Origin of the sequence: Desulfobacula sp., assembly GCF_030145145.1 — a bacterium.
GTDB lineage: Bacteria > Desulfobacterota > Desulfobacteria > Desulfobacterales > Desulfobacteraceae > Desulfobacula.
The window spans coordinates 18,138-37,246 of sequence record NZ_JAQYWD010000010.1; the positions used below are offsets into that span (position 1 = coordinate 18,138).

Sequence of the window (19,109 nt, forward strand, 5' to 3'; positions counted from 1 at the left end):
TGTTCAACTTCCTTTTTCTGTCTCAAAGAATCGTTTGAATACTTCACATTTTTTGCATTCTTCCATTTTGTCATCCCATGAATTGTGGGCTTCGCCATTGCATTTGGTCCCGTTGATGAACCAGCACAGATCCCCTGCATTAAACTCCCAGGCCGGGCATTTTTGAAGTTTTTTGTCGGGACAGTTCTGAATATCCCAGCATTTATCCGGCGTTTTTCCAGTGTCCAATATGGATCGGGAAAGCAGGAAAAGCACTTGCCGCTCAACATGATGGGGGATCTTTCTCCATCCTTGTTCATAACTGTGAATGGCCTTGATGGAAACGCCAAGAAGCTGGGCCAGCTCTTTTTGCGTTTTTTCCAGTTTTGCTCTGCTCTGTTTGAATTGACTGCTTTCCATTTGGGCTCTTTCTTAAGTATAAGGGTTGTATATCGCTCAGTTTAATAAAAATAACATATACCACAGGGTGGGGGCTGTCAATGGAAAACCTTGTATCTAAAGGATAAATTTATATAAAAGTCGTGCGTTATGAGTTTTGAGTTCTGAGAAGGTATGCCGCCCTCAATACGCATGATTCTCCTCTCATAACGGTCCTGTTTTGTTGTGCCCGCTGGGGCATGGGCGTTAGTATAAAAATAAATGAGACAGGGCAGCTTGACGCTACAATTTATTGCATTACTTTATATGATATTTTATAAATAATAATGAAAGGTGTCCCATGAAACTTGATAAATTAACGGTTAAATCACAGGAACTTTTGCAATCCGCCCATGATATGGCGGAAGGTGCCGGTAACCAGGCCATCGAACCGATCCATTTTTTAAAGGTCATGATAGAAGATGATCAGGGAATTGTTTTTTCCATATTGAAAAAAATCGGTGTTCAGATGGAAGCGTTGAAAAGAGACGTTCAAACCGCTGTCGAAAAGCTGGTAACCGTATCCGGTACCACCAGTATTTATCTTTCCCGGGATGGGAAAAAAATATTGGATCAGTCGTTTTCCGAAGCCGAGAAGATGAAGGACCAGTATGTGAGCCTGGAGCATATCCTGCTGACGCTGGCCACCTTGAAAGGGGACGTCTTTACGGTTTTAAAACAAAATGGGGTTTCCCGGGAAGCGATTCTCACGGTTTTAAAGGATATCCGGGGAAATCAGAGTGTTACAGACCAGAACCCTGAAGAAAAATACCAGGCCCTGGAAAAATTCGGGAAGGATTTAACGGCACTGGCCAGGGATGGAAAGCTTGATCCGGTGATCGGCAGGGATGAAGAAATTCGGCGGATTGTACAGGTCCTGTCAAGACGACGGAAAAACAATCCCGTCCTTATTGGTGAGCCCGGTGTCGGGAAAACAGCTATTGTAGAGGGTTTGGCCCAGAGAATAATTGAAGGGGATGTCTCCGGTACCTTGAAGAACAGGCGGGTGATTGCCCTGGATATGGGGGCACTGGTTGCCGGAGCCAAGTTCCGGGGCGAGTTTGAAGAACGCCTCAAGGCCGTATTAAAGGAGGTGGAAGCAGCCGAAGGGGAAGTGGTTCTGTTTATTGATGAATTGCATACCGTTGTCGGGGCGGGTGCCGCAGAAGGATCAGTGGACGCTTCCAATATGTTGAAACCTGCCCTTGCCCGGGGAACCCTGAGATGTGTTGGCGCCACCACGCTGAATGAGTATCGAAAGTATATTGAAAAAGATGCGGCCCTTGAAAGACGCTTCCAGCCGGTTATGGTCAAAGAACCCACTGTGGAGGACACCATTTCCATTTTAAGGGGGTTGAAAGAAAAATATGAGGTCCATCATGGCATCCGGATAAAGGATTCAGCCATTGTGGCGGCGGCCACCCTGTCCAATCGGTATATTGCCGACCGGTTTCTGCCGGACAAGGCGGTTGACCTGATTGACGAATGTGCTTCCCGCCTGAGAATTGAGATCGATTCCATGCCCAGGACCATTGATGAGATCCTGAGAAAAATTACCCAGGCCCAGATTGAACGGCAGGCCCTGCTCAAGGAACGAGATAAGGCCTCCCGGGAGCGGCTTGAAAAACTTGAGATGGACATCGCGGCGATGAAGGAGGATGTTGGCCCCTTGAAACTTCACTGGGACAACGAGAAGCAGCTCATTCAGGAGATCAGCGGTATTCGGGAGAAGATTGACCGGTCCCAGACCCAGGCCCATGTGGCAGAGCGCAACGGAGACCTTGAGCAGGTGGCTAAGATCAGGTACGGCACCATTGAACAGCTGCAAAGAGATCTTGAGGTGAAGAAACAGGCACTCAATGGCCTTCAGCAGGACAAGAGAATGCTCAAAGAAGATGTGGAAGAGTCGGATGTGGCAGAGGTGGTCTCCACCTGGACCGGGATTCCGGTGTCGAAAATGCTCAAGGGAGAGCAGGAAAAACTGATCCAGATGGAGGATCACATTAAACGCCGGGTCATTGGTCAGCGCAATGCCATTGATGCCGTATCCAATGCGGTCAGGCGTGCCAGATCAGGGCTCCAGCCTGAAGACCGCCCCATTGGTACGTTTATTTTTCTGGGGCCCACAGGGGTGGGAAAGACGGAACTTGCAAAATCCCTTGCAGAATTTATTTTTGACAGTGACCAGGCCATGGTCCGAGTGGACATGTCCGAATATATGGAAAAGCACTCTGTGGCCCGTTTGATCGGTGCGCCTCCGGGATATGTGGGATATGAGGAAGGCGGCTATCTCACCGAGGCGGTGAGAAGACGACCCTATTCGGTGATCTTGTTTGATGAGATTGAAAAAGCCCATCCAGATGTTTTTAATGTACTTCTCCAGGTTCTGGACGACGGCAGGATGACCGACGGGCACGGCAGAACGGTAAATTTTAGAAATACCATTATTATCATGACCTCCAATGTCGGGTCCCGTTTCCTGCAGGAGATCGGTACCCACGGGCTTGAGGAGGCCAATGTGCAACAGGAGATCACCCATGCATTAAAAGAGGTGTTCCGGCCGGAGTTTTTAAACCGGATTGATGAAATTATCACCTTTCATGCCCTGACACTGGAGAATATAAAAGAGATTGCCACCATTCAGATTGAACGACTCAACCAGCGGCTGGCATCCCGCAGCCTTAAAATTCATCTGGAGGACAATGCCATGGAACATCTGGCACAAAAGGGATATGACCCCACCTTTGGGGCGCGTCCCTTAAAACGGGTCATTCAGCAGGAGATTGAAAATCCCTTGTCCATGGCAATTCTCAAAGGGGAATTCGGGGAAGGGGCTACCATTAAATTTATCAAAAATGATGATGGGCTGGTGTTGACGTCGGAGGGGTAAGATATTTGTACGAGCGAAAAAAAAATTGGGAATGGTGGGGAAGATACCACCATTCCCTGGGGGTTCCTTCTCTTGGATACCGTGCTTTATATCCAGGAATTTGGGATTTTTAAGACCGTCCTTTTCAGTTTGTCTAACATCATAAAAACAAAATTAGAAATTGTATTGTTTATATTTTGAAGGTGCTCTGATCCTTATCGTTTAATGGTATATGAAAAATATTACTCTTCTAACCACAAAATTAGGGGTAGGTTTTAATTGAAATATGAGAAGAAGGTTCCATATAGCCATTATTTTTTTGATTCACCTCATTTTTCATTTTTATATACCAATGTTCTTTGCTATAGAGTTTCTCTGAACATATGTGAGATTGCCAAGAATTTTTCTAAAACCAAGACTATGAATACTATGTGTCGCTGGTTGAATATGAATCCCCATCACTACTGGAAAAAGAAGTAACCGCCTATCCAGAAAGAGATTTGACGTTCGATTATATCAGTTTGGTTGCTGGATAGTGCGATATTGCAGGTTGATTTTGTATTTGTGAAATTCTTAACATGTAGCGGTTTTTAACATTGAATATGTCAGACTCTGCAATAACTTCAAATCCAAATTTCTCATAAAACCGTACATTATTATTCACATCGGTTTCAAGGTATGCCTCGGCCCTACAGGCATCTACTTCCATAATGAAATATGATATCCACTCATGTTTTTTCCATTCGATAATTACCAAGGTAATAATTAAAATAAATCTTCTCATCTCAACGCACATTCCTTGTAAACACCAGACACCCTCTTTAAGAGATGCATTCGGCTCATTTTATCCTGTTCTCTGGCGTTTCTGAGTCTATAAATCTGTAGAAACTGTAATAAAAAAATAACATTAAAAGCACAGCTATTATTATTAAAGGGATTGTTCCCAGCGCAAAACTTCGTGGCATATGCTCAAGCCAATAAAATCGTTTTGTGGCAATGAAATTTGACAGGACAATCAAATGAAGAAAGATAAAAATGGAAATTCCAATAATGATGGAAGATATAGGCTTGCTCAATACAGTTTCTTCATCATGAGAAAGCTCCTTCCTAAAGAAAAGGAAAAAGCTTAGATGGAAAACTGAACTGATCAACGGCACAACTGCATCAAAGTATGGATTCATAAGCAAAATGGGGAAGTGAACATACATATCGAATACAAATGGAATTTTCTTCAGATAAATAACTGACACTGCAAGAGATCCGAGGATCGCGAGCATGCAAGCCTTTTTAAGGGAGTCTTTGATTTTTGAAATATATTCCCGGTAAAAGACCAGCCAAAAAATAAGATGGATTAAAATGAATAAAACATTAAATAAAATTGTTGCTTTTACTACGAAGATACTTTTGAAAATAAGGGGGAAGACAGTGCCAACTATACGAATAGAAAAAGAAAGAATAATGCTGACAATTAACAGCAGCGTAATTTTTTTTAGACACAAAACAATCCCCTCTCAATCTTGCTTGCTTAACTCACCCTGCATTTGAGCTCCAAACGGGATGCTACCCTGAGCAGTTACTTCTTCAACCAGTCCCGGCTATTTTTAAATCAGAACCGGTCAATTTTGACAGACAACGTAAACGCCTGTTCCATTGGATATTCACAGACCATTCGATACTATGATTATATCTAAAGCATGTTAGTAATCATCGTTTATTTTATCAAAATAGATGCGACGAAATCCGATTTCCCGGTAAGCCTTGATTACCTTTCCCTGCTTGTCGGTAATTATGTTTATATAGAATTTTCCCAGGCCATTCATATGACCGTAAAATCGATTGTCAGATTGTGGAAAAAGCTCTATGTTGCCAAATGGCGTCGATGCAATGAGTTTCTTTTTTTTGAATCGAATTTGAATTTCCAAATCCAAGGCATTTTCAGGAAGATCTGTTTCTGGACTGACCCTATAATTTCCAATAATCGCTTTGACAGTTCCGGTGGAGAGCGAGTGCGCCTTGCCTTCAGCTACCGGACCAAGTACGGCAGGCATGATGTGATTGACAATGAGCGCATCGTTCAGATCATGGCCCATATCGTTATTGTAAACCTTGCTGGTAAACACTACGACCAGATTCTGAGCCGGGAAGATATAGATCTTTTGTCCCCCCATTCCCGAAGCCCAGTATCCGCCGATAGTTCGTCCTTGAACATTCATCGTTCCCTGGCGCCATTGATACCCGTAGCCGTAGCCGCGGCCGGTGTCGATAAATGACCGGGTTGATTCCCTGACCCAATGTTCTGATAAGATGCGTCGGTCTTGCCACCGTCCCTGATCTATCATGACTTGACCGATTTTTGCCATATCCCGTGGTATCATGAAAAGATCTCCGTGTGTAGAAACAGGACCGTCAGGGTGGCTGAGCCAACGATACCTGTCTATCCCTATCGGACCGAAAAGATATTTTTCAGCGAATTCGTCAGGGTAAAGTCCGGAGGCCTTTCTAATAACTTCACCGAGCAAAACGGTCAGGCCACTATTGTAATTCCAACGGGAACCGGAAGCCTGAATCTTCTTTGTCCTTAACAGTGTTGCCACAGGTTCCTGGCTTTTATAGTAAGCGTGAAGGCTGTTTTTGGGATCAGTGTAGCCATATGTGATCTCATCCCAATCTAATCCGGCAGTCATTGTTAGCATGTGTCTTAATGAGATATCATATTCTTTGTCGATCCAAGGGGTGCCTTTGTATTCAGGGAAGTATCGATATACAGGTATATTGAGGTCAGGTATCATATTTTTATCAACGGCAATGCCAAAAAGCATTGAGGTTATGCTTTTTGTGGTCGAAGCAATCAGGTGCTCTTTCATTGGATGGTAGCCGTTGAAATATTCTTCCAGGATCAGCTTTCCGTTTTTTATCAGAAGGATGCTGTCAACATTTTTGTATACTTTGTCCACCAGCTTCTGCATCATATTATATATCGGCTTCTGTGCAACGCCTTCATTGTTCAAGGTTGATGTCGCCCAGCCATCACCGGTTCGAAACGGCTGCTGGTACCGATACGCTATCTTATCCGCCATAGTCAGGGGGATCCATGAACTCTGTGCCCGGTTTTGGACCTTAACGAAATTCTCATGGTCGGTAACACGCAACCGCCAGCGGTAGCTTGCCCCGGGCTTGAGAAAATCATTGGGGACAGCATGGGAAATCATATTTTGTATGATGGGGCTCCTGTATATCCTGCGACCGGATGCGTGCCTGATTTCCAATTGATAATAATAAGAAGCATTCGCCGAAACGGCCTGCCAGGAGAAAGTTGTCCCGGCCGTATTGACCATACCGCTGGGTTTCATTTGAGTTTGATCCATTAGGGGAATCGGCTTTGGCTGGTTTTGCACATCATGCGCTCGTCCTTCCATACCGGCCCCTTTTACAACAACCGTATATTCCCCCGGCTTTGGCGAGCCCGGAATTCTCAACCAATAATCGCGTGATCCGCCAAAATACTTGAAATCGTTTTTGCTGACAGGCATCTGACCATTTGGGCCGTTGACGATGATGGTTTCAATGTCGCGTGCAGGATCCCCGGGAAATCCTTTTCCTATGATGACATCCAGGTAGGTGCAAAGGCCTGTGCCTGGTTCATGAACGCCATGTATTGCTGCTTCAATCGGTATTTTAACCGAGATCATCTCCTTCAGGATCTTCCGATCATAGTATTTTCCCGCAGCCATGACCCCTTTAATTTTTTTTAAATTGGTTGTGTCTGCCAGGGGATTGGCCTCAAGCAGCAAAAGGTCAGCACGTTTACCCACCTGGATCATCCCGAAATCATCCAGGCCCGTCATACGCCCAATGATTTTGGAAGCCGTCGCTGTTCCGGCGGCAATGGCCTCATACGGTGTAAAACCGTTATCAATGAGGGTTTTTATTTCATCGTGTATTGATAATCCCGGAACCAGTCCCATTCCACCGGTCCCCGCGTCCGAGGATAACAGGAGGTCTACACCAGCTTTTTTTAACGCCTTGAGCATGAGCGAGTCAAGGGCGTATTTAATCTTGGAGAGATGTTCACCGCCTTTGAACTGTCGCTGATGCTTTTCACGGTTATTTCTGAATTCGGTGAAATAAGATGCTGGCAAATAAATATTCTCCGGGCGCTTTAGAAATTCATCCGAATGGAGAAGTTTTTTAATGATAAGCTCGTCCAGGTTCAAGGTCGTGCAGACAGGAATATCGGCCTGTTTCAACTTGGCTGCGATGGATTCCAGACGCGGTTTAAGAATATTTAAACCCTCCTGGACGGACCCTTCCATTAACATCTTAAAATCCCGGGATGCCGCAAGGATAATCTCATCCAGCCATTCTTTGCCGATAAGGGGTTGATTCAATTTAAAATCAACCAACTCCCATATCAATTCCTCAATGTGGGCGATCTCATTCAGACCGCCTGCTATAGCGTTGTCCAAACCGACCCGAAACGGAATATGACCGGCGGCATACATCTCCGTTTGTTTTGCAGCAGCCATAATTGCTTCGAATTCTTCCCTGCTCATATATGAATAGAGCTTGATAAAATCAAAACCGGCTTCATGTTGCTCCAAAACCTGCCTTGTCGGGAATTCGACCGGGCCATCAAGCACCTTACCGCAGGTAAAGATTTGTGGCCCAATCCTTTTTCCAATTCGAATGTCATCCTTCCATTTAAGTGCATGATCAACCTCATCGGCAGAAGGGCCAAAACAGCGAATGGTTGTCACTCCATTCGCCAGATAAAGAAGAAAAGGATCCACCGGCCAAGTCCCACGGGTCCAGTGCTTACGAAGATGCATATGCATATCTGCCAGCCCGGGCATAAGATAGGTACCACTACCTTCGATAATCATTGCATTGGCAGGGATCACTGCCTCTTCAGCTGGGCCTGCGGCTGTAATTATCCCATCTGATATTACAACCGTTTGATTTTCAACAATCTGCTTTTGGCCTCCATCCATGGGAATCAGGTTCACATGAATAAAGGCGGTTGCTTTTTTTATAGTGCTGCAAAGTCCGTTTGGTTGGAAAAGTATCGTAGTCAAGATTACAAGAATTAAGATCGCCAGGCATTTTAAAACTTCTATTAAAACGGATTTTTTGTTCATAATGACACATTCTGTTTTGATGTTCATTTAAGCGCCGAAGCTGCTCATCAGTGGGATTTTTCGGATTGATCATGCAAGTATAAATTTGAACAGTCTTTTTGCTCATTAATGATCTTTAGATTCCTTAACACAACAATACCATAGGGGCAAACTTTATGTAAAACCAAAATCGTAAAATCCGAGAAGCCACTCCTTTTTTTACCGGAAAACATTCCCTTTATTTGACTTTTCTCAGCTGTTTATGCGTCCTGATCGAACGATTAGACAGCATATTTTCCTCGTGCTGACGTATGGTATAAAGGGTCAGAATTCTTTTTCGGCGTCGAGGATTGACTGGTAGATCAATTAATCGCCGATTTTTTGAAGAATGAAACTCATGATTAATTATCCATGTTGAAACAGCCATAGGGTGTTCAGATTATCAATGATACCAGATGAAATCTTGAGAAAAATTACCCAGGCCCCGATTGAACGGCAGGCCCTGCTCAAGGAAAAGGACAAGGGGTCCCGGGAGCGGCTTGAAAAACTTGAGATGGACATCGCGGCCATGAAAGAGGATGTCGGACCGTTGAAACTTCACTGGGACAAAGAGAAACAGCTCATTCGGGAGATCAGCGGTATCCGGGAGAAGATTTATCGGTCCCAGACCCAGGCCCATGTGGCAGAGCACAACGGAGACCTTGAGCAGGTGGCCAAGATAAGGTACGGCACCATTGAACAGCTGCAAAGGGATCTTGAGGTGAAGAAACAGGCACTCAATGGCCTTCAGCAGGACAAAAGAATGCTCAAAGAAGATGTGGAAGAGTCAGACGCGCCAGATCAGTTCTCCAGCCCGAAGACCGCCCCATTGGTACGTTTATTTTTCTGGGGCCCACAGGGGTGGGAAAAAACGAGCTTGCAAAATCCCTTGCAGAATTTATTTTTGACAGTGACCAGGCCATGGTCCGGGTGGACGTCCGAACATATGGAAAAGCACTCTGTGGCCCGTTTGATTGGTGCGCCTCCGGGATACGTGGGATATGAGGAAGGCGGCTATCTTACCGAGGCGGTGCGAAGACGACCCTACTCGGTGATCTTTTTCGATGAGATTGAAAATCCCTTGTCCATGGCAATTCTCAAAGGGGAATTTGGAGAAGGGGTGACCATTCATTTTATCAAAAACACGGATGGGCTGGTGTTGACGTCGGAGGGGTAAGATATTTGTCCGGGCCAAGGGTTTTCAGCTTTTAGCTGAAAACCCTTTTTTGCTTCTGGTGACATACCGGTGACACCAAGAAGGTTTTGCTCTCATTCTGAACTTAAAAAGTTTAATAAATTAATTCTCATCCTCCAAAAATTTAAAAGATCTCAGAGAATATTTAACTCTTCAAACCCTATGCGCAATATCCTCAATATTATTTCAGCCAATAAAAAACCCGGCCAGAATGTTACCCGGCTGATTTACTCCTGACATTGCATAAAATTATTTTTTTAAAAGAATTCCTCCGATTGACAAGTTTGTTTGAATTCGCTATGGCATCATAAGAGATTAAAATTCCATGATAAAGTCAAACCTGTTGAGAAACGGGTATGTGAAACAACGAATTATTATAGATCGTCCGGGTGAATCGAACCCTGCTTTTATTTTGAAAGAAAGGAAATATCAATTGAAAAAATTTATTTTTAATATTGTTATTATATTCTTTTTATCATTATTAGTCTGGAACAATACAGCACTTGCGGGAAAAGTATTGGTTGACTCTTTTTCATCTGGTTATCTTGATGGTGAAAAATGGTGGCCACGCGAATATGTTCGTGAGGTGGTGGATGGGAAATATATATCCAAACTGGGGAATTCCAAGGGAATGGGGGCCGAGGTGTTCCCGGGTATATTCCGTATCGGGCTACCCTTGACTGATTCGGCCGACATTCATACGATTCAGGCAGATATCACCATTGTTGAAGCGGTGCTCGATGGAAAGGCCTTGGACACAAAAAGTTTTGCCATGATTGCCGGGTTTTTTTATAATGTAAATGAAATCGAAGAATTAGCCGGTGATATTTTTGCGCAGATTAATATCGGTGACCAGGGCAATGGTCTTGAAGCCTTCTGGGAAGTTGAAAAACGTCTGTCAAATGATTCATTGCAATGGGAACGTCTCGGCTCCGGCACCATAAGCCTGGATAATCCAATGCAATTCAACGTGCCCGTCAGCGTAAAACTTTCCTATGATGGAAACAAAACATTTGTATTTTCTGTAAATGGTAAGACAACAAATTTTACAGGAACGGAAGAAAAGCAAAGAGGCCCCCAGGAATATTTCAAAGCCCTACAGGTTGCAATAGACGCAGCCAATGGCTCCAATACCGGTTTTATTTCGGCTCAATTTGACAATGTCTATATCAATAAGGCTGAGACCATCTATGATGATTTCTCCGCTTCAACCCTGGATCATTCCAAATGGTCTTACCCTGAATGGGTCAGAGAAATTTCAAATGGCCGTCTGCAATCTGTTTTAACGAGATCTAATTCAACAGGGCAGGTCAACACTTATCTTTCAAACAAAGACACCCCTTATTTTGAGGCAATAGCCCGTATTGACAGTGATACTCAATTGTCCGACGGGGCCAGCTGTATTACCCGGCTGCAGGGATATTATTATAATGACACCAGGGGCCCTGGCAGTGGACTTGAGTATAACAACTATGAAGGGGATATATTTGCCCAGGTGAGGCTGCAATACTGGAGTGATGGTACCCTCAATGCCCGGGCGTTTGTTGAGCGCTCTGACACAGCCGATGAAGCCAGTTGGACCACTCTTTTTTCTCACACCTTTTCAATACCGATCTTTCTGGATACCGATTATATCCTTTCTATATCATTTGAAGATAATAAATTAATTTTCAGTTGTAATGATGAAACCATTGCCTATACCATCACTACACCAGCCTACCCTCCCTATGGAAAGCACAGGGGGCTTAAATCCAGACTCTATCTTGACCCGGACGAAACCGGTTATCTGAAGACCCAGTTTGATGATGTTTACATCTGGTCTCCAGACCTGAAAGGAGACCTCAATTTTGATGCCAGGATATCTTTATCAGATGTGATTTTGGGCATACAGGTGTTGACATCTTTTCCATCGGGATCGGAACCCTATGCAAAGGCAGATGCAAACATGGATGGAAAAATCGGTCTGGAAGAAACAATTTATGATTTACAAATCGCATCAAACAACAGAGAAATACCAATTAATAAAACCTATAATATCGGTCTTTCCCTTGCACTTACCGGCCCCACTTCAGAAGTTGGGATAATCTATGCAAACGGCATTGAAGATTATTTTAAGGAGGTCAATGATACACACGCCCTTGGATATGACGAGATTCACTGCATGATCCGTGATGATCAATATGTTCTTGCACAAACCAATGAAAATTTTCAGAATTTTTTAACCCAGGATATTTTGTTTTTTCTTGGATATTCAACCTCAAGCATGCTGGCCATGAAAGAGGACTTTGAGGCTGAAAAAATCCCTGTGATATCCGCATCTCTCCATGCGGATAATCTTACGGATTCCAATTATATCTATCTGCCCATGGCATCTTACAATGAGCAGGTCATAGCCCTTGCCGATTATATTGACCAGCACCACCAGAGCGATACCCCCAAAGTTGCGCTGTATGTCCATCCATCTGCATTTGGACGAAGTCCGTCTGCAGCCTTGACGTCTGCTGTGGGTTCGGGCCTTGATATAGAAATCGTTGAAACAATTGAACATGACACCGGCTTGAATACCACTGAAATCTTGAATCTATTTGTCAGCAATAATGTACAATATGTGATTTGCCAGACCATTCAGAGCCCTGTTGCAGATCTGCTAAAGGCAGCAGCAGACATTGGTGTTACCGCTGCAACGTTTGGGGAAGCAGGAAAAATAACCTTTCTAGGTGCCCATTATACTGGCGGCGCGGATTTGATTTCCCTAACAGGCGCTTCTTTGAAGGATTACTATTGGATAACCGCATTTATTGGAACCTCCCAGGAATCAGTTGGAAAAGACAAACAGCTTGCCCTTGCTGCTAAATATAACCGCAGCGATGCAACGGCAAATTCCTATTTCTATGCAAACGGCATTATGGTAGCCCAGCTGGTAACTGAAACCATAAAACGGACCAAATCAAAAGGCCTTGAAGTAACACGGGATAATTTAAAAATTGAAATGGATCAAATGAATGGAGAGAATGCCTTCCATCCTTACACCACAGTTGGTCCGGTTACCTTCTCCAATTCAGATCATGCCGGAGTGAATACCTTGCAGATGTATAATATTCAGGATGGTGTGTTTAAACCATTTGGAGAGGCTTTTATTGCCGAGTTTTTATAGGAAATAAAAATGTCTCAAATAGAAGAATATTAGACTATTAAAATAGCAAAAATAAGGTATGTTTTTTGCTATCAACCATAATAATGAAAAGGCAAACTTGTTCTGAATCAGAAATACAAAAGTAGCAGGTCATTATGACAGCCGGGTGTTATTTGGTTGGTCATTTTTTGTCTGAAACTCTACTTAAACAGGGAAAGTTACGTCATGATAGCACGGGGCAACCGCAAAATATTTTTAACAGCAATGGTGATGGTACCTATGATTTCTACCTTGAAGCTTTCGACGCCGCTGGAAATATATGCAAACCATTGTTGGGTAGGGAGGAGCACCAGTCCCCAGAGTCTTCAGCAATGATCCTTTTCGGACTTGGCCTTTTAGGTCTTGCCGGAATCAGTAGAAGAAAAAAATAATAAAAAGTTTTATTGAATCCATTTAAGCGGCAGGGTCATTCATTTGGCCCTGTTTTTCCTTTTGCTCATCCCCTGATTTTTGATTACATGATATGGACCATTGGCGGCATCATAAGTTATTTTTCCAAATTAAAGTGTAAATATATATCAACTTGATTTCAAGAGATTTTGAAAAAATATTTACCGGGTTCTGATCAAATTCTACAGTATCTCTAATCTCTCTGATAGCAATCTTTACGTTAAACCGTTTGCCACAGACTTTGTGATCAATAAAATAAAAAAATTACTGACAGATGATTAATCAACCGCCGGACTGCAGGGAAAATAAATCCATTGTTAATGGTCTCTTTTTTCCGGAAAGCCATTGATTATTTTTCCCTTTAATTTCATATTGTTTCGTTAAATCAAACACATACAAAATAGGTATAAAATTTGCAAGCTTATGACCTTCAAGCGCATTGATGCGTGCATCTATAAGTATTTTTTGGCGGAGTCCAAAAACGATCGTTATTTTGGCTGCTATTCAGGAAGAAGAAGAAGCTGACATTAAAAAAAGGAGGCCGATCTTGAAGATTGATACATCCAATATCAACTTGTCTTCGGCATGGGCGTTTTCAGAACAAAACCAGGTTAAATTTGAACAGGAGGTCAGGTTTTTTGACTTGTTTAACCACAGACTGGAAAATTTCAATGCTGGCGTTCAAAATGAACATCAAATCACAGGGCAGACCAATCCATGGTATGAAACCACAACCCTTAATGGACAGGGGGTTGTTGAGTTATCCCGGCAGTTTCAAAATGAACTTGAAAAAATGCGTCAGATTTTTGAGGCTATTTCTCAACGGCTAAATGCCACCGGATCAAATGGCTGTTGCATTCATCTTGCCCGTCTTGATAGAATTAATATCAATCCGTATCAACGGGTCTTAGGTATGAGGGAGTATGAGTACCGGGAAACAAAAACATATGATCACCGGGAAAAGGAGACCATGGACTTTTTTGCTGACGGACGTGTTAACACAATGGACGGAAGATCCATTGATTTTTCTTTTCAAATGAATCTTGAAAGAGATTTTTTTCAACAAGATCAATTTGTACACAGTGAAAAAGGCTATGTCTTGATTGATCCTTTGGTCATAAATCTTAATACCACAACACCTCAATTTTCTGAAACAACGGCTTTGTTTGATCTTGATATGGACGGGGAAAAAGAAGACATGGCAATGCTTGCGCCTGGTAGTGGGTTACTTACTCTTGATAAAAACAAGGATGGGATTATCAATGACGGCAGCGAGTTGTTCGGTCCTTCCACTGGGGATGGGTTTGCCGAATTGATTGAATATGATCTGGATCATAATTACTGGATCGATGAAAATGATGCCATCTTTGATGATCTCACCATTTGGGAAAATACTGAGCAAGGTGATATGCAGTTAACGAAAATCAAGGACGCGGGCATCGGCGCCATTTATCTTGCCAGTGCACAAACCCCCTTTGATTTAAAAAATGAGGACAACCAATTGCAGGCAAGAATTAAAAAGAGTGGACTTGCACTGAATGAAGATGGTTCTGTGAGTTCTATCCAAGAGATGGACTGGACAGCCTGATATTAGAATCTTTAATCTTAAAGAGCGGAAAATTTAAAATTTTCCGCTCTTTATGTTCCGGGGTCTTGACCAAAATTTTCTGTATCTCCAATTATGTTGCGAGTTTTACCCCGCCTTATCCCATATATTGTAATCTGAAAATGGGAATTATCCCTTTTTCTGTTTATCACTTAGATTTGAGTGTCATCCGATTTGTTATTTTTGTATGTTCAACAGAAAAAAAACTGGTAAACTTATGGTTTAATGAAATTTTCGGGTGAATAAATGGAAATTAATGACAAAATAGAACTTACCTATAAAATTAAATCTGAAGACTTAGCAAAATCATTATCTCTTGATGATAGAGATGATTTCCCCGAAGTGTTTGCCACTTCCAGAATGGTTGCCTTGATGGAGTTGGCAGCTTCTCGCCTAATACGGCCCCTACTAAAAATTGGGCAACTCTCTGTTGGAGTTAATGTCAATGTAAATCACACTGCAGCAACTCCCAATCATCAAGAAATCAAAATAGTGGCTGAGTTTAAAGGTATGGAAGACAAACTATTCCTCTTTGAAGTCAGCTTATATGATTCTGCTGGAAAAGCTGGAAGTGGTACTCATACAAGAGCAATTATCGACACTGATCGTTTAGAAAAGAGTGCTATCAATAGAGTAAAAAAATAACCCGTCGTTGCAGCGGACTGCCAGGGGCGAGCCCTGGTGCCCTCGCTTCGCTCGGCAGCCCCTGAACTCCAACGTTAAAATTTAGATAAGGAAGTGGTTGCTCAAATAGATATTAACACAATCATGTTTATACACTCATAGAGAGTTGACATTTGGTATTCAATATTACATTATTCTTTGTCTTTTATTAACGTAAACATAGGGACGACTTAAATAAAATGGATTTAACCACCATAGGATTATTATCTCCTCCAAATCTTAATGATTAAAAAATTTTTTGATCATTAAGTACATGGGAACTGACAAGGCTCGTTAGATGAGACATCTGCTACGGGCAGATGGAGACGTGTATGTCTTTTATCGGTCAGCTCATGAGTGCGGACTGAAAAAATGATGGAAAAAATCGCTAAAATAGTCCAGAAAAGTGAGGGAAAAAGTAAGGAGCTCCCTCACGTTCCTTGGCCGGTGCGTTGATGGAGGGCTCCTGCCACATTAACCAATGGCGGGAACCATGATATCATTAGACGTGCTTACTCAACAATCGTTATTTTCACTTCTTCATCAAATTGATTTGGACCTGGCAAGGCAAACCAAAGAACGAAACGCCTTCCTGCCATTTATTAATTCCTTTATCGATAAAGTCAGCGAGGCCATTCAGGAATATAATCCGGATAAATGCTTAACGCGGATTCAAAAAAACTGGATTGGATTTTGTATCATGTCTGTTCTTATGACCAATACTGTGTGCTGGGTCAATTTCGACAAAACCAGTATGGGGAAACGCTCTTTAGCAGCGCTGTCCTGGATGTTCAGGACGTCTAAAATTCCATGGGGAATCTTGTTGGTATCCAGCACCAGAGCCGTGCTTAGGCGGCATGGCATAACCCTTTCGAAGAATCTCATTGGGTGAGCCGCTTGAGGGAAAACTTCACGAGCGGTTCTGATGGGGAGGGGCTGGAAACGGGTCTGGAAAAGATACCGCGCCAGTCCTTTACCCGACAGGTTTTTTTTGAAGACTGGAAGGGGCATGAAGGGTGGGGACGTTTGACCAAACAGCCAGGTGATGAAGGATCAGACCGAAGCCTGATTCTGAACCTGCTGGTAGATCATTGTTTTTTCTTTCATCCCGATCAACTGGCCTTTTTGGAAAACAACCTTCCCGCATGCACTGTAGGAAGCCTGGTGAGTAAGATTAAAGTAGAATGTCTTGTGGCGTTTATTCAGGAAATTGCTTGTGATGAAAGGCCATAAAAGACGTTGAAAAAAATTGTCGAGATGCTTGAGAACAATGTTGTTAAGTTGCGACCATCGTCGAAGCATATGGCGGGTAGACAAATCGGTCGCCTTGAACCGTCTCCAGCTTTGAAATATAGAAAGGCTGCCTGATGATGCTGTAGCCGAAAGGCGAACACGAAAAACTTGATCATCGAGTTTTAGGCTTAATCATTTGGCTGGTTGTACGCGATCGGCCCGAAGAAAAGGGATACAAAGGGTACATCCCAATAACGGTCCAGCCAAAAGCTTTGTCTTTGTTACAGAATCGGTTCCCTTGTCTTTATCGGGAACAGTTTCCGGGGTGACTAATATGGGGGTCATGATGGGACCAATGCTACTACAACCTGTTGTCGGCAAAATACTGGACATTAATTGGGCGGGCCGGATGGTGGACGGATTCACCGGAATACGCACCTTAACACCCAACCAATTGAAAACGATTTATTTCACTTCTCAAAAAGGATAGGGGGCCGCCATTATGAACACTCAATTAATTGTGTTGAACGGTTTTATGTAAAAAAGTCTTTTGTTTCAGGAAAAAAGCTGGATAAAAAGGCCAGGCACGCCTTGACTGAATCCTCTGGCGTAAGGCAACCGGGAGATATCAGATAGTTGACCCAGAAGCCGTCAACCATGGATGTCAAAGTGACCGCAATGGCTTTCAGGCGCATTCCGTTAATGGTTTCATCCCCCTTCGACAATTGACGCAGCAATCCTTCCACTTCTGCCTCATATTCTCGGTCGATACTCTCACATATTTCCAGATAGGTTTTTCGGTGGGGGGTGACACCCCAGAACGCCAACCATACAGCCAGTTTGTTTTGGTCGGCGATGGGCGGGCTAAGCAGGGTCTCCACGAGCATCTTTAATCGAGATGCCGGGCTCTGGCTGAGGTCGGACGTTATTTTGCGCCATGCCTGTTCATGCTCCTGATACAAGATACAGAATGCTTCAAGCATAAGCTGCTCTTTGGTGTCAAAGTGGTAATTGCAAATCCCCCGTGACAACCCGGTTCGCTGGGCGACTTTGGCCATGGTGAGGCCGGCAAGCCCCTCGCTGGCGATGATGTCAATGGTGGCATCGAGTAGTTTTTGTCGGGTGATTCGTTTCTGTTCGGAACGTATCGTGCTCTGGCTATGTGATGCCAACGGCGATTCTCCCATCGTGTTAAAAAGATCAATATACATACCCCTTGACACTATCACTGAACAGATGTATAGTCAAATAAATTATAACTGAATGATCGTATAGCCAGTCGAAACATCCGGTTTCCAATTGAAAGGAGTTATTCATATGAGTAAGAGCCAGTCAGCCACCCTGGGGATCCTGCTTATTTGCTTTATCTGGGGGGTTGAGTTTGTCCTGATCCGCAATGCGATTGCTGTATTGGAGCCCCACAGCTTCAATTTTATCCGTTTCGGTATTGCCAGCCTGTTTACCGGCATCTGCATGCGCCACGGGAATCAGCGGGATGGATTGAATTGGCGGTTGATAAAGCGGGGTTGTTTTTTGGGCATACTGCTTTATCTGGGGTTTACCTTCCAGACCTTCGGGCTTCTCTACACCAGCGTATCCAACTGCGCGTTTATCACCAGCCTAAGTGTGGTTCTGGTTCCCATCGTGGCTTTTTTTGCGCTGGGCGACCGGCTTCGCCTGACCACGATTGTCGGGGTAGGTATTGCCACAGCAGGGCTCTATTTTCTTACCGTTGCCGGTGATGTGCCTTTCAATTTTGGAGATTCTTTACCCTTTGTCGGGGCTGCTATGTTTGCCTTGCACATCGTTTATACAGGCAAGTACAGCAGGGAGCATGGCGCCCTGTGCCTGACCCTGGTGCAACTGATCACCGTGTCTGTCCTCAGCCTCGGTTCGGTCCTGGTTTCTGAAGACTGGCATCGATTGCTGGATATCGGGGTTGTCGGCGATCCCAGAGTCCTTTTTGCCCTCTTTGTCGCCTCTATTCTGGGCACCAGTCTGGCTGTTATGATTCAGACCTTGGCTCAAAGCCATCTGAGCTCTACGCGAGTTGCTCTGGTTTTTTCCCTGGAACCTGTCTTTGCCTCTCTGGCGGCCTTTCTGGTATTGAAAGAGCAACTTCCGGCCGCTGCAGGCGTTGGTGCAGTAATGATCCTGACCGGCATCCTTCTGGCTGAACTGCCGTCGTTTTCCTTCACGTCGTGTAGATCCAAAAGGGTCAAAGAAAAAATTAAGGGTGCCTTAGGCTTTGAGATTGACGTTTCCCTATAAAATAAATTCTGTTGTCACTCCGAAAAAATAGGTACTCTCTGTCATCATAGATAAATTTAATATCAAAGATGAAGTCTGCATGCTGGTATTTAAACTCATTTTAACGCTTTTTATGG

14 protein-coding genes are annotated in these 19,109 nt (G+C 43.6%); 9 read left to right on the forward strand and 5 right to left on the reverse strand.

Annotated features, from left to right (window positions below; genetic code table 11):
* Positions 1-3: 3 nt before the first annotated feature.
* The gene (locus Q1Q15_RS07245) at positions 4-399 is read right to left on the reverse strand and encodes a helix-turn-helix domain-containing protein (protein WP_300458044.1); all 396 of its coding nucleotides are present in this window, start codon (positions 397-399) and stop codon (positions 4-6) included.
* A gap of 319 nt (positions 400-718) precedes the next feature.
* Between Q1Q15_RS07245 and clpB the strand changes: the two genes are divergently transcribed.
* Positions 719-3,307, forward strand: a complete 2,589-nt coding sequence (clpB, locus tag Q1Q15_RS07250) for an ATP-dependent chaperone ClpB (protein ID WP_300458045.1) — start codon at positions 719-721, stop codon at positions 3,305-3,307.
* Between the two features lie 490 nt (positions 3,308-3,797).
* On the opposite strand, the gene Q1Q15_RS07255 is transcribed toward clpB, so the two are convergent.
* From Q1Q15_RS07255 to Q1Q15_RS07265, 3 genes are all read right to left on the reverse strand, one after another.
* Positions 3,798-4,070 carry a hypothetical protein gene (locus Q1Q15_RS07255; RefSeq protein ID WP_300458046.1) on the reverse strand — a complete coding sequence of 91 codons (273 nt, stop codon included), beginning with the start codon at positions 4,068-4,070 and terminating at the stop codon, positions 3,798-3,800.
* Positions 4,071-4,983: 913 nt separating this feature from the next.
* Entirely contained in the window at positions 4,984-8,451 is a 3,468-nt protein-coding gene (locus Q1Q15_RS07260) for a serine hydrolase (protein ID WP_300458048.1), read from the reverse strand.
* A 394-nt stretch (positions 8,452-8,845) separates the two neighbouring features.
* The gene (locus Q1Q15_RS07265; RefSeq protein ID WP_300458050.1) at positions 8,846-9,151 is read right to left on the reverse strand and encodes a hypothetical protein; all 306 of its coding nucleotides are present in this window, start codon (positions 9,149-9,151) and stop codon (positions 8,846-8,848) included.
* Positions 9,152-9,319: 168 nt separating this feature from the next.
* Between Q1Q15_RS07265 and Q1Q15_RS07270 the strand changes: the two genes are divergently transcribed.
* From Q1Q15_RS07270 to Q1Q15_RS07300, 7 genes are all read left to right on the forward strand, one after another.
* Positions 9,320-9,619, forward strand: a complete 300-nt coding sequence (locus tag Q1Q15_RS07270; protein WP_363320893.1) for an AAA family ATPase — start codon at positions 9,320-9,322, stop codon at positions 9,617-9,619.
* Between the two features lie 343 nt (positions 9,620-9,962).
* Complete coding sequence (locus tag Q1Q15_RS07275; RefSeq protein WP_300458053.1) at positions 9,963-12,791, forward strand: ABC transporter substrate-binding protein; 2,829 nt, start codon at positions 9,963-9,965, stop codon at positions 12,789-12,791.
* Between the two features lie 134 nt (positions 12,792-12,925).
* Complete coding sequence (locus Q1Q15_RS07280; protein ID WP_300458055.1) at positions 12,926-13,201, forward strand: PEP-CTERM sorting domain-containing protein; 276 nt, start codon at positions 12,926-12,928, stop codon at positions 13,199-13,201.
* A gap of 566 nt (positions 13,202-13,767) precedes the next feature.
* Positions 13,768-14,808 carry a hypothetical protein gene (locus tag Q1Q15_RS07285; RefSeq protein ID WP_300458056.1) on the forward strand — a complete coding sequence of 347 codons (1,041 nt, stop codon included), beginning with the start codon at positions 13,768-13,770 and terminating at the stop codon, positions 14,806-14,808.
* Positions 14,809-15,072: 264 nt separating this feature from the next.
* Positions 15,073-15,471, forward strand: a complete 399-nt coding sequence (locus Q1Q15_RS07290; protein ID WP_300458058.1) for a hypothetical protein — start codon at positions 15,073-15,075, stop codon at positions 15,469-15,471.
* Between the two features lie 511 nt (positions 15,472-15,982).
* Positions 15,983-16,381, forward strand: a complete 399-nt coding sequence (locus Q1Q15_RS07295; RefSeq protein WP_300458059.1) for a hypothetical protein — start codon at positions 15,983-15,985, stop codon at positions 16,379-16,381.
* A 5-nt stretch (positions 16,382-16,386) separates the two neighbouring features.
* Positions 16,387-16,722, forward strand: coding sequence for a hypothetical protein (locus Q1Q15_RS07300; RefSeq protein WP_300458061.1), 336 nt, complete (start codon positions 16,387-16,389; stop codon positions 16,720-16,722).
* Positions 16,723-17,255: 533 nt separating this feature from the next.
* Here the strand turns inward: Q1Q15_RS07300 and Q1Q15_RS07305 are convergent.
* The gene (locus tag Q1Q15_RS07305) at positions 17,256-17,933 is read right to left on the reverse strand and encodes a TetR/AcrR family transcriptional regulator (protein ID WP_300458063.1); all 678 of its coding nucleotides are present in this window, start codon (positions 17,931-17,933) and stop codon (positions 17,256-17,258) included.
* A 106-nt stretch (positions 17,934-18,039) separates the two neighbouring features.
* Between Q1Q15_RS07305 and Q1Q15_RS07310 the strand changes: the two genes are divergently transcribed.
* Entirely contained in the window at positions 18,040-18,993 is a 954-nt protein-coding gene (locus Q1Q15_RS07310) for a DMT family transporter (protein ID WP_300458064.1), read from the forward strand.
* Positions 18,994-19,109: the final 116 nt, after the last annotated feature.

Bases quoted from the DNA above. Each gene is read 5' to 3' on its own strand.
- clpB (WP_300458045.1), top strand. From the start codon at position 719: ATGAAACTTGATAAATTAACGGTTAAATCACAGGAACTTTTGCAATCC.
- Q1Q15_RS07260 (WP_300458048.1), bottom strand. From the start codon at position 8,451: ATGAACATCAAAACAGAATGTGTCATTATGAACAAAAAATCCGTTTTA.
- Q1Q15_RS07255 (WP_300458046.1), bottom strand. From the start codon at position 4,070: ATGAGAAGATTTATTTTAATTATTACCTTGGTAATTATCGAATGGAAA.
- Q1Q15_RS07310 (WP_300458064.1), top strand. From the start codon at position 18,040: ATGAGTAAGAGCCAGTCAGCCACCCTGGGGATCCTGCTTATTTGCTTT.
- Q1Q15_RS07280 (WP_300458055.1), top strand. From the start codon at position 12,926: ATGACAGCCGGGTGTTATTTGGTTGGTCATTTTTTGTCTGAAACTCTA.
- Q1Q15_RS07305 (WP_300458063.1), bottom strand. From the start codon at position 17,933: ATGTATATTGATCTTTTTAACACGATGGGAGAATCGCCGTTGGCATCA.
- Q1Q15_RS07245 (WP_300458044.1), bottom strand. From the start codon at position 399: ATGGAAAGCAGTCAATTCAAACAGAGCAGAGCAAAACTGGAAAAAACG.
- Q1Q15_RS07290 (WP_300458058.1), top strand. From the start codon at position 15,073: ATGGAAATTAATGACAAAATAGAACTTACCTATAAAATTAAATCTGAA.
- Q1Q15_RS07295 (WP_300458059.1), top strand. From the start codon at position 15,983: ATGATATCATTAGACGTGCTTACTCAACAATCGTTATTTTCACTTCTT.
- Q1Q15_RS07275 (WP_300458053.1), top strand. From the start codon at position 9,963: ATGATAAAGTCAAACCTGTTGAGAAACGGGTATGTGAAACAACGAATT.